Origin of the sequence: Bradyrhizobium sp. JR4.3 (assembly GCF_040547695.1) — a bacterium.
Taxonomy (GTDB): domain Bacteria; phylum Pseudomonadota; class Alphaproteobacteria; order Rhizobiales; family Xanthobacteraceae; genus Bradyrhizobium; species Bradyrhizobium canariense.
Genome location: NZ_JBEPQF010000005.1, coordinates 222,339 through 238,511, shown reverse-complemented (window position 1 = coordinate 238,511; position 16,173 = coordinate 222,339). Strand labels below are relative to the sequence as shown.

Below are 16,173 nucleotides of genomic sequence, written 5' to 3'. Positions count from 1 at the left end.
AGCCAGCACGAGCGAAATGGTTCTACGGCCTCGATGCCGGGATCGCCTGTCCGAGGATCGAATAGAGAATCTGTTGGTCAATGGCGGACGTAGGTCCGGCGCTGGACCCAGGGGTGGGGCGCCCCATACTTAGGATCAGAGTATTTGTATCCTTGCGCGTGCCTGAAAGGAAATTTCCGGAGGTGGGTGCGGTCACCCGCACCAATTTCCAGGTCGGTGTGACGCCTCCCGTCAGTGTTATATAGAAATTGACTGTTTCACTTATGGTTGACACCGGATCGAAGACCGCCGGGCCTTCTCTCTTCTTTGCCTCTTGAATCTTCTTGGTCTCGACCAAACAGGTGAGCATGGCATCTCTCATCGTATTGGTGGCGACGATGACCTTGTCGCGGGCCTCGATCAATTTTTTAAGATCAGCCGCGGATTGCTCTGCGGCTTCTTTCAATCTTTCCTCGTCGGCTTTGGATGGCGGTGCGGCAGTCGGCCGGTCGGAAGCGAGTTCGGCTGCTTTGTCGATGTTGATTACGAACGTCGAAACGTTGGCTGATTGTGCAATGGCCTCAAATTGCGCTTCAGCGACCGGCTTTAGACACGATCCGTCGAGCGCTCCCTGCGCAATACTGTAACGAGGCTTCACCACATTGTTTATGATGGCCTGCGTCTTCGTCTCGATGCGGGTGGCTTCGGCCGAGTTCGCAAGAATCTGTTTGATCCGTTCCGCGCTTTCATTCTTCGGCGACGGTGTCTCCTTCAGTTCCTGGGTGGTCTTATCCGCCAGGTCAGGAATGTTGAATTTCTGAATGAGCTGAGTTGAGAATTGCCTCATCTTTTCGGACTGGGCCGCAATCGTTCGTATGGAATCCTCAGGTATGGCTTTCGGATCGACCTTTCGCCGTTCGGCAACGATTGTCGGGAGGTCCAGTTTGGGAATGGCAGGAGGCGGCGACGCGCCCGGTCCAAAATTGTTGCCTGGTCGCAAGACGCCGGTCTCGACGGGCTTAAGAGCCGCGTCAATGAGACGGTCTAGACCCAGGTCGCTCTCAAGCAGCAATCCGGGCTCCGGACGACAGAAGTCGTAGAGCCCGGTTTTCAAACGTCCGCTGTCGTTCTCCGCATCGAGATCCTTAAAGGACATAAGAAACTCTACGTCCTCCTGCCTGATCGCTTGCGTCGTCAAGCCACCTCCCGCGCCGATCGTGAAGGTTTGGGCGACGTTGTTCACCGTACGGAGTGGCTGCGTATACGAGGCCCCCGGATTGATCTGGAAGCTATCGTCGATGGCGACCGTCAGTCGAATCTTGGCGGCCCACGAGCGCAAAAAGAGGAAGGGCTGCCGCCGTTCGGGTAGCTTTTCTTCCGGAAAGAGAGTGTACGCCTTATCCAGAACAGCCCTGTTAAGGTCGCACTTAATCCGTTTGACGACAGCATTGACGTCCACGGCAGCGATTCCATCTCGGCGCGGGATTTGCACGCAGCCACTGGCGGCGCATGCAAAAACAACTAGCCCCGAGGCAGTAGCAAGCAAAATTGTACGCAAGGTGAGGCCCCCCGGTCCCACGTCCCGAACGAATGTAAAACTGTTCAATACATTAGGCAGGCTCGATGCTGCCCGTAAAGGTTGTAACTTGCTGCGCGTAGGCAGGGAAGTCAATCCGGCCGTGGCGCATTCGACGAAAGATTTGCGGACGCGATGGTAGGCGCTGAACCTTGGGAATTTAAGGCCGCGTGCGCGGCCTGGCCCCTTGCTCAGTCTAAAATCATGCGCCGTGTGATGCCGGCGTCCGATGTGGTAGACGCAATACCTGCGGCAACCAAACCCTGTCGGCCGGCAACCGCTCGGCGGCCTCCGCCATCGCAGGCTTCTTCACGTCCGCCGACTGCGCGGCGGCTTCCGTGGACACCCCTTCATGTACCGCCTTGACGATAACCGCCTAGTGTCCTGAACCAGAAGTTCGCGACATTGGGTCGTGTTTTGCGGGGGCATTGTATCGGCAGAAGCGTTCGATGGAAGCAAGGATGTCATCGGCGGACTTAGTCCATCGGAACGGTTTTGGATTGGCGTTGTGTCGTTCGATGAACGAAGTGATGTCAGCCCTGAGAGCGGCGACGCTTCGATAGTTGCCGCGCCTGATCTTCTTGTCGGTGAGGAGCGCGAAGAAGCGCTCGACCTGGTTGAGCCATGACGAACTGGTCGGGGTCAGGTGCACGTGCCAACGCGGCCGTTTAGCCAGCCATCTCCGGATCATTGGGGTCTTGTGCGTAGCGTAATTGTCCATGACGAGATGAACGTCGAGTTCACGCGGCACGGCAGCTTCGATCTCGTCGAGGAACTTGCGGAACTCAGCAGCACGGTGGCGTCCATAGCACTTGGCGATGACCCGTCCACTCGCAATGTCGAGGGCGGCGAACAGCGATGTGGTGCCGTGCCTGTGTAGTCATGGCTTCTTCGGGCCGGCTGGCCGGGACGCATCGGCAGCATCGGCTGACTGCGGTCCAGCGCCTGGATTTGGGACTTCTCATCCACACATAGAACGATGGCGTGCTCCGGCGGCGAGACGTAGAGGCCCACAACGTCGCGCACCTTGGCCACGAAGTTTGGATCGGTCGAGAGCTTGAACGTCTCCATCCGGTGCGGCTGGAGCCCGAAGGCCCGCCAGATGCGTTGCACCGTCGACACCGACAGGCCGCTGGCCTTCGCCATGTCGCGGGAACTCCAATGGGTGGCGTTCTCGGGGCAACTCTCCAACGTCCTCACGATCACGGCTTCGATGCGGGCATCGTCAACCGAACGCGGCGCCCCGGAGCGCGGCTCGTCGTGCAGCCCGTCCACGCGCCGCTCCACAAAACGCCGCCGCCACTTGCCTACCGTCGATCGGTCCAGGCCCAGCTTGGCCGCCACTTCCTTGTTCTGACCGCCTTCCGCGCAGGTCAGCACGATCCGGGCTCTCAGAGCGAGCGCCTGCGCCGTCTTCCGCCGCATCGTCAGCGACCTCAGTTGGGCACGCTCTTCATCGCTCAATGTCAGGGGTGCAAGTTGCTGGACCGCCATCAGATCCTCCGTCGCTGCTAGCCTCCATCCCCGGCACGGCGACGCGAATCTACTGCGAATCTATGATTGCGAACTTGTGACTCAGGACACTAGAGTCTAGTGGGTACTGGTTGCGGGGATAGGATTTGAACCTATGACCTTCAGGTTATGAGCCGCCCAACGATAGGACTAATGAACTGATATTTCTACATAAACCGCCATGAAAATATTTTTGTGCTAGAATATGTGCTAAATTAGCACTTTAGATATACCCGAATGTGACATATGTCACACTTTTAGGCAAACGCCTTGACGACCCTCCCAGCTGGGCGCGAGGGGTTTGTTATCGCTCGCTACCGAGCTCATCGGGCCCGAAGCTTTGTCCTTCCGGGAAGCGACAGCACCCTCCCCTCTCCTCCGAATTGAATTGCCAACCGGCAGAAGAAGCGGCAACAAGCTATTGTAATATACGGAGATTAACCGGCAAAGAAAGCGGCAAAATTGACTTCCCCCGTCACTATGGAGCCCCTCTTCCCCGAAGAGAACAAGGCTCTCTCAGACCTCGCCACCGACCTCGTTGCCAAGGGCAACGCCTTGGCGGGCCGCCTTCACCCCGTCATCCAGCAGGCCATCGGCGACCTCGTCCGGTCGATGAACTGCTACTACAGCAACCTCATCGAGGGGCATCATACCCACCCGGTCGACATCGATCGCGCCCTGGCCGGGGACTACAGTGCCGAGCCCGAGAAACGCAACCTCCAGCTCGAAGCCCGCGCTCACATCGATGTGCAGCGAAAGATTGACTTCGGCTCGGCACCGCAAAGCCCCCGAGCTTACCGGCTACCAGCAACGCCAAGCCAGAACGGTCCTCAACTCCCTTATTGCAAAAGGCTTCCTGGTCTCTCCGACCTCGCGCTCGGCTGTGCGACTGGGCTTCCCTCTCGCTGTCGTCGATAGGTGGTTTCCGCGCCTCTACACGGGACCGGCAGTTACGGCATGACGGACACTTTGCGAGAGCGCTTTTCAAAAATCCCCTGGTCCTCTTTCGGCCGCCAGACACCTGTGGCTACTCTTGCCCGTTCCGTTCTGCCCGGGGCAATTTCCCAGGGCGATTGCCGTCGCGGGACGCCGGAATCATGGCTGCGCTAGGCGAGCCGGACTACGAAAAGTACCTGATGGACATTCAGGGCACGGCTTTCCAGGTTGGGCGCGGAAAACTGGTGACGTGCTGGCACGTCTGTGAAGCTCTCAAAGTAAAAGAGGGCCATTCGTACATCCAAACGACGCATCAACGCGCGGATGGCGTATGGGTCAAGGGCTATTGGCCCGTTGAAAGTCAGTTCAGCTTCGTCGATCCCCGCATCCAAAGGGGAAATCCTGATGTCGATATCGGTATCTTGATCAGCACGGCGGTCGGCGATGACGCGATTCCCTATGACGTTCCCCCCGTAACTTGGGGAGACTCCACGCAACTGGGAGTCGGCGACCGCGTGCTTATAGGCGGCTATCCATTGGGGAAAGATATGTTCCTGGCCCTCTCGACTAATCGAGGCATCGTCCAACCGACCTTCTACGACGGCATTGTCAGCGCAATTATCCCGGCCACCAAGGAAACCGAGACACGTCTCATCCAGATCAGCACGATTTCGATGGGGGGCATAAGCGGTGGAGTCGTCTGCGATCCGACCTCAGGCACCATTCTCGGCATGGTGACCAGCGGCCTTGAGACGGCAGGCCAATCAATGCCAATCACCTATGCGATTCCCAGCGAGGTCATTCAACCTTACGCGGAAGCTATCAGCTTCAAGGTCAAGGGCGGCGAAGTTTGGCGTTAGCCATGAATACGCGGCTCGTCGAACCAAAGCTGTCACGGCATACGATACTTCAATTTGAGATAATCAGTCTGTGAGTCGGTTGGGAGATACATCCTCGTCTTGCACAACCAGTCCTCTTGACTGTTTGCGAGAACATACTCGGCATGCGCAAACGGCTGAAGCAACGACAAGGACCTTTTCCAATCCGTAATTATCTCCGATGACGAGCCGTACCAGTTCTGATGCAGGCTAAGGGCTTTCGTCACGATATCTGTGCGTGCCTGTATCGCTGCTTTCGGCCCGAGGCATTCGATGGCATATCCGACAACCGCATAATCGAGGAGCGACGCCCGTATTTCTTGCAGATGAGCACTGGGATCGGATCGATCGAACCCCCATGTCGACCAACGATCATAGGCCAATTGCCACATGGCCTCGCGTTGGCTGCGATTGGCACGCGCTTGAAATGCACGCAAGCAAGTAGCTACATTCTCTCTACCTACGTCATTTAACGCGACATCATTTAATTGGATAGCAGCGATATATGACTCCATCGCCCCCAACGAGACGCCCGCAAGAGCCGCACCGAGCGCTTCCTGTAGTCGAGGATACCGAACCGGATAGCGATTGAAAACATCCATGAGCGTACACCACCGGCTCGGTTCAGCCGACATTTTTAAGAGTAATGCATCCAGCCCATGGACTGTAAGCGTCGGCTGGCCGCCGCGATATACAGCGCTCCGAAGTACGGCAAATTCAAAATACGGACTTGAACACGCAACTGCCAGCGTGAGACAGGACTCTTCATCAGCAACAGCATTTACAAACGAGACGGCAAGAAGAGCCTCGTCAATTCCCGAGATAACACTCAGCAGGTCATTTTGCCCGCATCGCATAAGAATACGGGTGGCCTGCGCTTGAAGAAGCGATGCAGAAATGTAGTCACCGAAACCATCCAGACATTCGTCGATCCCCTTCCAATCCTTCGTCGCATTGGCGACTGCCAAACGTTCCACGGCGGCCTTTGTGGAAATCGGAGATCGGGTACCTTGCGAAACATCGATGGTTACGCTGCATGATCGAAGTATGGCTTGCAGTATTCCGACGAGATGATGATTCGCCGCAAAGGGGTTCGACAAGAGTTTCCATAGCTCATGGTCGATGTCGCTCATTGCCCCGGCCACAAAAACGGTAGCAAGTGTCCGTTGATGCGGGTCGCCCGCCGGACTCCAGCCTGTCAGTTCTTCAACCATCCACCGTAAAAGCGCGCTCCATTTCTCCATATCAGCTGCACAGGGCCTTACCCCGGCCACCCTGGCGAGCTGAATAAAGCTGTACTCGCCACTAAACGAGCTACATAGCGTCTCGCATGCATCCCAGCTGGTCAGCAAGTCCATTGGTCGATTGATGCCTGCAAGGGCTGCCAACAAATCTCTCGGGCCCGTAGCAGAGCCCGCCCTGCGTGCGTCGGCCAGAACGTCCGCCAAAACAGGATGGGTCATAGAGTTTTCCAGATCAGATGCTCGGACCTCGTCAATTCATCCCATAGGTCGAGGAAAGCATCCATGATGCGACGGCCATCATCAACACGCTGCAGAATATGGTGTGAGCGCCCAATCTGATTCACGGAGATCCCCAGGGACCATGCGAGCGCGCTACCATCTTCTTTTGGAAAGATAAGGAATCGGTCGTGAAAGGGCCAACCCTCCTGGCCTGCCTTCATTCGATACTCAAAGCGAAGGCCAATATCATTCGATTCGGCGGCCTTGAGTTCCTGCCGTTGACGTTCAGCAAAGCTTAGTGGGGGCGGTGGCCGCAGATACGGCACTTTAGCGTGAAGGACCGCAAGAGCGTGGAGCATGAGGGATCTGACGGTCGGCTTCGTGCGAACAGACGGCAATGGCTCGTTTGCCGCCGTCAAGGCACGCAGGTCGGCTCCACTGTGCGTGCAATAGAACAGGGTCTTTAGAACGTCATGGGCGGAAAGATACGGGTCCCACAGCCAGGCACCGTGCCGACCGTGACGGTTGATTAGCCGACGTATATCCTCGAGTGCCGCTTCATGCATATGAGATGACGACGCCTCTCCGGGCGTATATTGCTTGAACAAGCTTTCCTGAAGAAGGCGAGCATTTTCCTCGCGGTAGATGCGCGCGCGCGTCCAATCAAAGGCGCGCTGATCGGTGAGCGGACCAACCGTAGAATTGATCGCACTTGAAACAGGAATCTCTACGAGCTGATATTTTCCCTCGTCATCCCTGATCTTGAAGGCCCGAGGCTCCGCATTCCTTGATACTGTATGAATGCCAAAATTGATCTGCCTGATGAATCCTGTGCGGCCCTGGGCCGCGAGAAGGATACCTTCATGGTCATCCCAGAGGTAGCTCTCCATCTGTCCATCGCCTGCCGCCGTTGGCAAGGTGGCTTGAGGCGAGGCGATGTCTTGCGATGCATATCCGTCGATGACGTTATCGAACTCCGTTGCGCTTACCGCCCGCAATGGACGCGGCGTCGCACTAGGGTGCCAAGCAAGGGTAACGTGAGTATCTCCCGATGCAGGCAACTGAGCAAAGCGTGCCAACACGATGCTTACAGGTATCTGAACGACGATATTGCCTAGCTTATCCGACATGCTACCGATACGGATCGGCACACGCTCCATGATTTTGGCGGAGAGGTCTAATAGTAACCGAGGCGTATCGAAGAACGGACGTAAGCTTTGCTTAGTCTGGTCGAAAAATTCGAATATATGCGACCCGTTATCGAAATTGTTTTTAAGCAGCCTGTTCCAAGGGACATCGAATGAACTGTCCGGTGGCACGAATGCAGGTGCACCCGCCCCCATCTCGCCGAGTTCTATGGTGTCGCTTGAGGACCGCCAACTACCATCAATGATGTCGCTGAGACGAGGCAGTATAGCCGCAATCGGCTTTACAGTTCTGCGAACGCCGAAAAAGGAGTCCTTGAAGTGAGGCAGGTGCATGCGCTTGCCGAGCCAAACCGGGCTCTCACTGGTGTCGGCCGCGTGTTCTTCAGCCACCATGATCGTGAATACATTGGTTGCCTTGCGGGTCGTATTAGAGAACTCAAATATCTCTGTAATTTCGAAATGCGTGTGAAACCCCACTACGCCCGGCACTGTTATTTTCGTGATCCCCGCCATGGCATTCGCGAAAGACACCCCACGCACCTTTGCTAACTCTTCTTTAGTAGGGCGTAACGCGTGGCTCATTTTGCTCGACAATCGACTTTGGTGATTTTGGTGATTTTGGCATTACGAGATTGCGGTGACAGTGCACCTAACGCCATGGGAGAGAGCGATGGCTGCAATCATAACCGGATCGTTGGCTCGGACGCACTGCTGACCCACGTGAGCTACCCGAACGTGACATAGATCACACAATTAATCAACTTAGACGAGCCACCGACTGGGAGAGAATATCTGCTATCGCCTTGGCTATCCGCTCAGCCACCCAAGCTGTGCCCCCCCTGAGCTAGCCGCAAATAACCAAACCCGGTAACTGCGCCTCCGTTTTGGCCGCTTGATTGACCTGCGCCAGACTCAGGCTCAAACTCCGACTCATGAAGTCGCCCTACGACCCCCTCCCTGGCCATTCCAGTGCTGAGCTATTGGACCAGCTCGACATGATGCGTCGAGCAACGACGGCCATGGAACTGCAGAAATATCTTTCCCCTGAGAGCTCTGCGCTGGCCAATGCAATGAGAGACATCGATAACACACGGAAGCTCATTGAAGCCGCCAGCATAGGTTCACGCCTCACGGAAACCATTCGAGGCATCACAGGCCCGCTGGATCAAATCAACGCCAGCGTGGCCAGTGCCAGACAGCTCCACGAGGTATTTGGGGTAAATAGCGTAACCTCACGGTTTGCCGAGGCCGCCCGCATAATCTCTGACACCCTCGCGCCCGTCGGCACGAGCTTCTCAAGTGCTCAACAGATTTCTGAAGCGTTAGAAAGCGTGAAAATTAACGCACGCATGTTCAACGACCAATTCCGCGTAGCAAACCAGGCTGACTGGACACGGATCAGCGAGATGGTGAGCGCAGCAAGCCGGCCACTGCAAGGCATCGCTGAAATCACACGACAGTTCGACCAGCTCTCTAAGCTATCGTTGCCGATCATCAAGCTTCAGGACAGCTTGCACTCCGCCCGCGCCATTGCCGAGCTATCCACGATCGGCGCAGCGGTCAACATTGCGCCCCCGTTCAATGCAGGGCTCGTCAGGAGCCTCCGCGTCGACCTGGGCGACTGGCGCGATACCATCCTCGATCCGACCGCAATGCTGGACGATCCGGACGCACGGGTTGCGGCCTATGTGAGCCAAGGGTTCAACACGGAGCTTACGGATTTCCCGGCTCAGAGCTTCGATGCGACACTGGCCGCCACCAACATCAGCCTCGGCACCGTCCATGCAGATCTGGCGCCCCCACCAAGTGAGGACGTCCCGGAAGGCAATCGCAAAGGATATGACTGGATCTATATCCTGGAGACCCGGCTACGCGCCTTCATCGTCAGCCGACTCCAGGCAGTGCACCCCCGCTGGGAGCAACGCCTACCGAGCGGCATGTACGAACAGTGGCAAGAGAGAAAAGCTAAGGAGATAGCGGAGGGACGCCCTGAACAGCCCATCATCCACTATGCCGACTTTGCCGACTACAACGACATTATCCTGGGCAACGCTAACTGGCGCGACTGCTTCAAGGAGACGTTCAAGCGCCAGGAAGCCGTACGTGAAGCGTTCAACCGCCTGCGCCCTATTCGCATCGTAGTGGCGCACATGCGCATCCTGACCTCCGAAGAGCATATGCTGCTTAACCTGGAAGTGCGGCGGCTGCTGAGGGCCATTGGCTACTTCTAATTGCCCCTGCCAAGCATTCGTTCATGTCAGAATCCATAGATACCAAACCCGAAACGAAGACGCTCGAAACGACGGCTTTCGATGAGCTGGTCGGGGAGGACATCATCGCGTTTCTCTTCGCCCATGCACCAACCAAAGTAATCTCGCGAGTCGCAAGGGCTCTCACGCACTACAACCGAGCCTCGGATTTGATCGGCCTTGATGAGGAAACGGGTGCCGTTAGGCTGATTGCAGCTGAAGAAGAATTAGTCGTCGCAATCTTTGAGTGGCTCAAGCTCAACGATGACAAGTTCCCTGAACACAGAGACTTTGTTCGCAAATTCAAGAACCACGTCGTCAAGCTGTCGGTCTATCCGGTGATTGCGCAATTTCGCTTCATCCTGGGAGATATGCTCAAGAACTTTTCACCAGGCGGCCTTGAGTTCATCAGTTGGAGCGCCAAACCCGTAATCGATGGGACGAGCATCAAACTGTCGATTTACGGGGCAAAGGGCGAGGAGATCTTCCGGCATACCCCTCTTGCCGTCATGATTTCTCAGGACGAAACCTATGGTGACGATGTTATCCCATCCTTGCTGGCGGACTTAGAGGAGAACATCCGAGATAGCCGCAACCTCACGCTAAAGCAGTTCTTGCTCGAACGGGCCGACTACCGAAACAAGCTTCTCTACGCGACTGATGCGTGGGGCCAAATTGTTATGGACGATTCTCTCGAAGAACTCATCGGCATGTTTAAGCAGACTTATCACGACCTGCTCTGGGTCCTCGTCATTCTGATCGGCGCAGAAATGCCTAGTAAGGAATGGGGCCTTGTAAGCCAGTTTATCGGCTTGTATCGCGAAGTCTTAATCAAAGCTGGTGTCCTTCGCGCCGACAATACGGTTTCAGAGATTCCTTCCGATCTGGCTTAATCTACCCTAGCTGTCGCCTCCCCGGCTTTGGCAGGGTTCACGATCTGCCATCCGTCGGCTTCCAGCTTCGTGAACCCCCTTCGCAGCACCTTGAGAACATCGCTGGTGGCGTCGTAAATCTCCTGGCAGCGGCGATCTTTTGTAAGCGCTTAGCCGGAACCCTTGCTTCGGGATATGGATAACTATGCGAAGAAGCCTCCGGCTTGGACGGAGGTTTGTGATGGGATTGGACAGCGAAAAGGACGTCCATTCGGACGGCCCATCGGCGCGGTTGGTGAGCCGGCTGGAAGTTCTTGAAGGACCGTCGGGGCGCCGCGTGCGTTCGGAAGCTGAGAGAGCTCGGATCGTCGCCGAGAGTCTGTTGCCCGGTGCCCAGGTGTCCGAGGTTGCGCGCAAGCACGGAGCGACGCGCTGGCAGATCTACGATTGGCGGCGGCGGTTTCGACAGCGAGGCATGTTGCCGCCGTGCGGGGCGTCCCCGCCGACATTCGCGCCGCTGGTCGTGGAAGCTGCGTTGGAGGAGCGTCAGACTCCGGCGATCAAGCTTGAGATCGCGATCGGTGATGTCGTGCTGCGGAACGGATACGGCCATTGATGCCGAACAGCTGTCCCGGGTGATCCGCGCGCTGCGAGCGTCACGATGATTGCGGCCGGTGCTGATCTGAAGATCTGCAACGCGGCCGATCGACTTCCGCTGTGGCCATGATGGGCTTGCGGCGAAGGTGCAGGAGATGTGTCGTCTCGACCCATTCAGTGGCGCAGCCTTCGTGTTCCGATCGAAACGAGCGGACCGGATCAAGATTTTGGTCTGGGACCAAACGGGCCTGGTGTTGGTGCACAAACGCCTCGAAGGTTGCAAGTTCGTTTGGCCAGCGATCGCGGACGGCGCGATGCGCATGTCGCCGGCGATGTTCGCGGCCTTATTCGAGGGTCTGGATGGAGGCTGGTCCGCCCGGAGGAAGCGCGACGCCCGCAAGCGGCGGGATGACTGCGGCAGAATGACTCGGAAGCTATTTTGAACGTGGCATGCGCGGCGACGATGTGCTCGAAATAGCCCATGAGCATCGCGGCGCTGCGCGACGAAAATGAAAAACTGAAAGCGCTTGTGGCGCAAACGCAAGCGACCTAGAGCGAGCATCAGGGGGCATTGGCGGCGTCGGAGGAAGCGCGGCGTCGGCTGGAGGTCATTCTCGGTGTCGCGCGCCATGGAAAACTGAGGGGGCAGTTCCGGATGGCGTTTCACATTCTCGGCGAATTGCGACGCGACAAGTTCGGCGCAAACTCCGAGAAGCTACGATCAGATCAATATCATTTGCCGCTCGAAGACGTGGAGACCGCACAAGGCATCCTGGACGCCGCGCAGGAAAGAGCCGAGGCGGTGATCCAGGGTCGGTCGCGGAGCGCGCCGGATCAAGGTTCTCATCGCAGTCCCGGCTGCTTGCCTGCCCATTTGCCGCGAGTGGAACGGATCATCGAACCTGCGAGCACGCTCTGTCCGTGGGGTTGCGGCGCCAAGACGAAGATTGGCGAGAACGTCAGCAAACGCCTCGATGTGATCCCAGTGCAATGGCGGGTGTTGGTCACGCGCCGCGCGAAATATATCTGTCGCCGCTGCTCGGGCACCGTCGTGCAGGCGCACGCACCGGAGCACGTCGTGCCCGGCGGGCTGCCGACCGAAGCGGCCATCGCGCACGTGATCGTCTCCAAGTTTGGCGACCATACGCCGTTTTACCGTCAGGCCGAGATCTATGCGCGCCAGGGCATCCGCCTTGATCGGGCGACAATGGGCAACTGGTCCGGCCGCGCCTGCTTCCATCTTCAGCCCATCGCAGACCACATGTGCCGCCGCCTGGCCATCGCGGATCGTCTGTTCATGGACGAAACCACGGCCCCAGTACTCGATCCCGGGCGGGGCCAAACGAACAAGGGCTACTTCTGGGCGATCGTCTCCGACGACCGCGGCCACAGCGGCCCATGTCCACCGATCGTGCTGTTCCGATATGCCCCCGGTCGCAGCGGTGCCTTCGCTGAGAAGTTCCTGGATGGCTTCAGCGGACGCTTCCTGCAATTCGATGCCTATGAGGGTTATGACCGACTGACCGAAGTCGCTCGACGGCAAGGGCCATGGACGCTCGTGCATTGCTGGAGTCACTTGCGCCGACGCTTTGTCAAGTTGGCCCGGAACAGCAAATCGCCGATCGCACATGCCGCCGTTCGGCACATCGCACAGCTTTACGCCATCGAAGCCATGGTGCGCGGCTCGTCGCCAGACATCCGGTTGGTCGCGCGCAAGGAGCACTTGCTGCCCATGGTAGCCGCGTTAAAGCCGTGGTTCGGGAAACAGCTGTCAATGATCTCCAGCGGTTCGACGCTCGCCGAGGACATCCGCTATGCCCTCAATCATTGGCAGGGGCTGACCCGCTTCCTCGAAGACGGACGTCTCGAGCTCGACACCAACCCGGTCGAGAACGCCATCCGGCCAGTCTGCTTGGCCAGAAAAAATGCTCTCTTTGCCGGTCATGAAATCGGGGCAGAAAACTGGGCCTTGCTGGCGTCGATCGTCGCCACCTGCAAGCTCAACGACGTCAATCCGGCCGCCTACATCGCCGAAACACTCGAGGCGATCATCGACGGCCATCCCCATAGCAGAATCGGCGACCTCATGCCGTGGCGCTTCCGCAAGGCGTCAAGCCAGGCTCAATAGGGCCCCGGCTGAGCGCTTACGATCTTTTGTGAGGATGCCGTCAAAGTACGTGGCGTACGTTGCGAACATGGCATCCACCATCTGGCTGCCGATATTTTCCGCCGACGCGCCATTGGCACCCCCCTCTTTGATGCAACGAAGGGCGCCGACATAACCCGCCACAGCATAGCGAAACGGGAAGGCATTAGGGAGAGTCTTGAAATCTGGCAGTTTTTTGAAGTAAGGGTGCGTAGCGAGCAGCCAAAAGGAGCAGGTCGAAGATATGGCCTGTTATCTTGCTGAAAAGCTCAGGTTTTATCGGCTCCCCTTTTCGCAAAATCTTTAGTTCTGCCTCGGTATAGTTCTTCGCATGCTCAGCCAGGTTAGCCGTAAACGTTTCTTGATTCTTGACAATCTTCTCAAGGTCGAACGAGGCGGCTTCGCACCTGCTTTTCAACTGCTTCTGCAATAGTTGATCACCATCCTTGGCACCTTCCACCTTGCCACAAAACGTTTTGAAGAATGCTGTCTGCTTCTTGTCTACCAATCGCCGCTGCAGCCCTCGGCTTCGTCGCAGTGAACGGAGCCCAGCTACAGAGTACGTTGGCTTCAATACCTTGATCTGCTTCGGGCGTTCGGCGCAGGTCGCTCTGAAATTCCCTTCGCGTCGCCGATCTTCAGCGTTTCCGGTATTGCAAAGTCAGGGAGAACGGCGACATTAGACGGATCGGATAGGTATTCCTTCAGCTCGTCCGACTTGAGGCCGTTCGTATCGATAACCATCCGCTTCAAGTGCTACCCCTGGTTATAGGCCAATATGGTCTCCCAAAGCTCAGTAACGGCGGCATCTTCAAGCCCCGTCGCTCGCAGCCCCTCAAAATTCTTCTTTACGCAATCAATTGCGCTTCCGCTCGTGCCGCTCGCCCTACTGACAAGCGCGACCAACTCGGCGACGCTGTTTGACGGGTCACTGCCCGCACCGTCGAGATTTTCCACAAGGGCGAGCGGATCGCAGCGCATCAGCGCATGAGCGGCAACCACAAGCACACGACCGTGCCGGAGCACATGGCGTCCAGTCATCGGCGCTACGCCGGCTGGACCATCGAGCGCATCCGCAAGGACGCCACCACGATCGGGCCAGCCACCGCGGCGCTATGCGACCTGATCCTCGATGAGCGCGCACACCCCGAGCAGGGCTTCCGCGCCTGCCTCGGCATCATCCGGCTCGCCCGATCCTACGGGCAGGAGCGGCTTGATGCGGCTGCCATGCGAGCGATCGACATCGGCGCGCGCACCTACGGCTCGGTCAAATCGATCCTCGCCAACAATCTCGATCGGCGTCCTTCACCCAAGCGCACCGCGGACGATCCGCCGATCCTCCATCCCAACATCCGCGGACCGCGCTACTACAATTAGGAGATCGTGCCTTGCTCACGCATCCGACTCTCGATCAACTTCACGCGCTCGGCCTTCACGGCTGTGTTTCGGCATGGAATAAGGGCTCTGACTCATATGTGGAACGGCCCGGGCTGCAAGATCTTTCTCTGGTTGAACAAGGGAAGACGGTGCGGTCATATGTTCGGCCTGTGAAGCGGCGCCTGGCCGCTGGCCACGATGATATCCGCGGAAGCAATCGCCCAATCAATTTCTCGCGCTCGAAGCGCAGTGAGTCAGGCGGTCTGATTGCTACCGGGAATGACGTCATTCGGGGTTCATCCAGATTTGCACCTTGCCTCCTCGGCAGCTTTCTTCTTCCGCCGGAGAGCTCTTAAGATTAGGTTTTCAGCATTGCGGCCGGCGCCTGATAGATGCCGCCTCTGACCAGCAAGGCCCAGATCGTGCGCGCAATCTTATTGGCGAGCGCGACCGATACGACCTTGACCGGCCGTCTTTGCAGCATGGTCCGAATCCAGAGTGGGACTTTCAAGCCTCGTTTAGCAAGCTTGATGATAGAGGTCGCACCAACGATCAAGAGCGTCCGTAGTTGCCGATTTCCACGCTTTGATATCGCGCCGAGCCTTTCTTTTCCGCCGCTCGACTGTGCCCTCGGTGTGAGCCCCGTCCAAGCCGCAAAATCTCGTGCAGTCGCAAAATTGCGAGCATCCAAAACCGATGTCCGAACGGTAGCGGCGATGAGAGGACCGACACCCGGAATGCTCATCAGACGCCTTGCATCGGGGTCCTTTCTGGCGGCAACCAAAATCTCTCTGTCGAGCTTCTCTATGCGGGTTGTAAGCAGCTCAATCTGTTCAGCGAATAGAATCAGGGCAAAGCGAGCGGGGCCGGGAATCCTATTGTCTTTTTCGTCCCGGAGAAGCACCAGGAGTTTTGCGATGCTTGCCATGCCTGTGCCGGCGATAATGCCCAATTCGGCCATATGAGCACGTAGGGCATTTGCAGTCTGGCTGCGCTGCCTCATCAGCAGCTCTCGCGTTCGCAAAATCATGCTGGCCGCTTGTTGTTCGGCAGTCTTCACCGGTACGAACCGCATTGTCGGGCGGGTGACCGCCTCACAAATGGCTTCAGCATCCGCCACGTCGGTCTTGTTTCGTTTGACGTAAGGCTTCACGTAGGCTGGCGGCATCATGCGGACAGCGTGGCCCAGCGCCGCGATCTCGCGTGCCCAGTGATGGGCACTCGCACAGGCCTCCATACCTACCAAGCAGGCTGGAAGGCTCCGAAAGAAGGGCAGAACCTGCGATCGCCGCAATGTGCGACGAACCAAGACTTTCCCGTTTTCGGCGATGCCGTGAACTTGAAAGATCGACTTGGCCAAATCCAAACCCACCGTGATAATCTTCTCCATGGAACGGTCCTTCCTTTGTGGCGCCTCTCTACGCGACCACGTTAGGCACT

At 57.4% G+C, this 16,173-nt stretch carries 13 protein-coding genes and 2 pseudogenes; 8 read left to right on the top strand and 7 right to left on the bottom strand.

From position 1 onward, the window contains the following. Positions 1–22: 22 nt before the first annotated feature. Together ABIB91_RS11540 and ABIB91_RS11535 are read right to left on the bottom strand one after the other, a co-directional pair. On the bottom strand, positions 23–1,438 hold the full coding sequence (locus ABIB91_RS11540) for a hypothetical protein (protein ID WP_354167974.1): 1,416 nt from the start codon (positions 1,436–1,438) through the stop codon (positions 23–25). 493 nt (positions 1,439–1,931) lie between these two features. Continuing rightward, a pseudogene (locus ABIB91_RS11535) lies at positions 1,932–3,049 on the bottom strand (IS630 family transposase). 480 nt (positions 3,050–3,529) lie between these two features. On the opposite strand from ABIB91_RS11535, the gene ABIB91_RS11530 reads away from it, so the two are divergent. Next, positions 3,530–3,985, top strand: coding sequence for a Fic family protein (locus ABIB91_RS11530; protein ID WP_354167972.1), 456 nt, complete (start codon positions 3,530–3,532; stop codon positions 3,983–3,985). A 179-nt stretch (positions 3,986–4,164) separates the two neighbouring features. Next, a complete protein-coding gene (locus ABIB91_RS11525; RefSeq protein ID WP_354167970.1) occupies positions 4,165–4,863 on the top strand; it encodes a trypsin-like peptidase domain-containing protein in 699 nt (232 codons plus the stop codon). Positions 4,864–4,895: 32 nt separating this feature from the next. Here the strand turns inward: ABIB91_RS11525 and ABIB91_RS11520 are convergent, their stop codons facing one another. After that, a complete protein-coding gene (locus ABIB91_RS11520) occupies positions 4,896–6,344 on the bottom strand; it encodes a hypothetical protein (RefSeq protein WP_354167968.1) in 1,449 nt (482 codons plus the stop codon). Continuing rightward, positions 6,341–8,005 (bottom strand): VPA1262 family N-terminal domain-containing protein, encoded by a 1,665-nt coding sequence (locus tag ABIB91_RS11515; protein ID WP_354167965.1) that lies wholly within the window; start codon positions 8,003–8,005, stop codon positions 6,341–6,343. The genes ABIB91_RS11520 and ABIB91_RS11515 overlap by 4 nt, the downstream gene beginning before the upstream one ends. Before the next feature lie 419 nt (positions 8,006–8,424). Here ABIB91_RS11515 and ABIB91_RS11510 point away from each other — a divergent pair, with 419 nt between their 5' ends. The 5 genes from ABIB91_RS11510 to tnpC all read left to right on the top strand — a co-directional run bounded on the left by ABIB91_RS11510 (position 8,425) and on the right by tnpC (position 13,338). Further along, on the top strand, positions 8,425–9,723 hold the full coding sequence (locus ABIB91_RS11510) for a Swt1 family HEPN domain-containing protein (RefSeq protein ID WP_354253257.1): 1,299 nt from the start codon (positions 8,425–8,427) through the stop codon (positions 9,721–9,723). Between the two features lie 23 nt (positions 9,724–9,746). Next, positions 9,747–10,634 (top strand): hypothetical protein, encoded by an 888-nt coding sequence (locus ABIB91_RS11505; protein WP_354167959.1) that lies wholly within the window; start codon positions 9,747–9,749, stop codon positions 10,632–10,634. Between the two features lie 220 nt (positions 10,635–10,854). After that, positions 10,855–11,229 (top strand): transposase, encoded by a 375-nt coding sequence (locus ABIB91_RS11500; protein WP_354253255.1) that lies wholly within the window; start codon positions 10,855–10,857, stop codon positions 11,227–11,229. 88 nt (positions 11,230–11,317) lie between these two features. Further along, positions 11,318–11,653, top strand: coding sequence for an IS66 family insertion sequence element accessory protein TnpB (tnpB, locus tag ABIB91_RS11495; RefSeq protein ID WP_354168089.1), 336 nt, complete (start codon positions 11,318–11,320; stop codon positions 11,651–11,653). 128 nt (positions 11,654–11,781) lie between these two features. Then, positions 11,782–13,338, top strand: coding sequence for an IS66 family transposase (tnpC, locus tag ABIB91_RS11490; protein WP_354167953.1), 1,557 nt, complete (start codon positions 11,782–11,784; stop codon positions 13,336–13,338). Between the two features lie 184 nt (positions 13,339–13,522). On the opposite strand, the gene ABIB91_RS11485 is transcribed toward tnpC, so the two are convergent. After that, entirely contained in the window at positions 13,523–13,864 is a 342-nt protein-coding gene (locus tag ABIB91_RS11485; protein WP_354167950.1) for a hypothetical protein, read from the bottom strand. Between the two features lie 248 nt (positions 13,865–14,112). Next, on the bottom strand, positions 14,113–14,397 hold the full coding sequence (locus ABIB91_RS41700; protein WP_502916968.1) for a hypothetical protein: 285 nt from the start codon (positions 14,395–14,397) through the stop codon (positions 14,113–14,115). Here ABIB91_RS41700 and ABIB91_RS11480 point away from each other — a divergent pair. Beyond that, a pseudogene (locus ABIB91_RS11480) lies at positions 14,281–14,733 on the top strand (IS21 family transposase); the annotation flags it as partial. The gene ABIB91_RS41700 and the pseudogene ABIB91_RS11480 sit on opposite strands and share 117 nt — an antisense overlap. 358 nt (positions 14,734–15,091) lie before the next feature. On the opposite strand, the gene ABIB91_RS11475 reads toward ABIB91_RS11480, so the two are convergent. Further along, positions 15,092–16,123, bottom strand: a complete 1,032-nt coding sequence (locus ABIB91_RS11475) for an IS110 family RNA-guided transposase (protein WP_354167947.1) — start codon at positions 16,121–16,123, stop codon at positions 15,092–15,094. Positions 16,124–16,173: the final 50 nt, after the last annotated feature.

Bases quoted from the DNA above. Each gene is read 5' to 3' on its own strand.
- ABIB91_RS11525 (WP_354167970.1), top strand. From the start codon at position 4,165: ATGGCTGCGCTAGGCGAGCCGGACTACGAAAAGTACCTGATGGACATT.
- ABIB91_RS11520 (WP_354167968.1), bottom strand. From the start codon at position 6,344: ATGACCCATCCTGTTTTGGCGGACGTTCTGGCCGACGCACGCAGGGCG.
- ABIB91_RS11515 (WP_354167965.1), bottom strand. From the start codon at position 8,005: ATGGCGGGGATCACGAAAATAACAGTGCCGGGCGTAGTGGGGTTTCAC.
- ABIB91_RS11510 (WP_354253257.1), top strand. From the start codon at position 8,425: ATGAAGTCGCCCTACGACCCCCTCCCTGGCCATTCCAGTGCTGAGCTA.
- ABIB91_RS11505 (WP_354167959.1), top strand. From the start codon at position 9,747: ATGTCAGAATCCATAGATACCAAACCCGAAACGAAGACGCTCGAAACG.
- ABIB91_RS11500 (WP_354253255.1), top strand. From the start codon at position 10,855: ATGGGATTGGACAGCGAAAAGGACGTCCATTCGGACGGCCCATCGGCG.
- ABIB91_RS41700 (WP_502916968.1), bottom strand. From the start codon at position 14,397: ATGACTGGACGCCATGTGCTCCGGCACGGTCGTGTGCTTGTGGTTGCC.
- ABIB91_RS11475 (WP_354167947.1), bottom strand. From the start codon at position 16,123: ATGGAGAAGATTATCACGGTGGGTTTGGATTTGGCCAAGTCGATCTTT.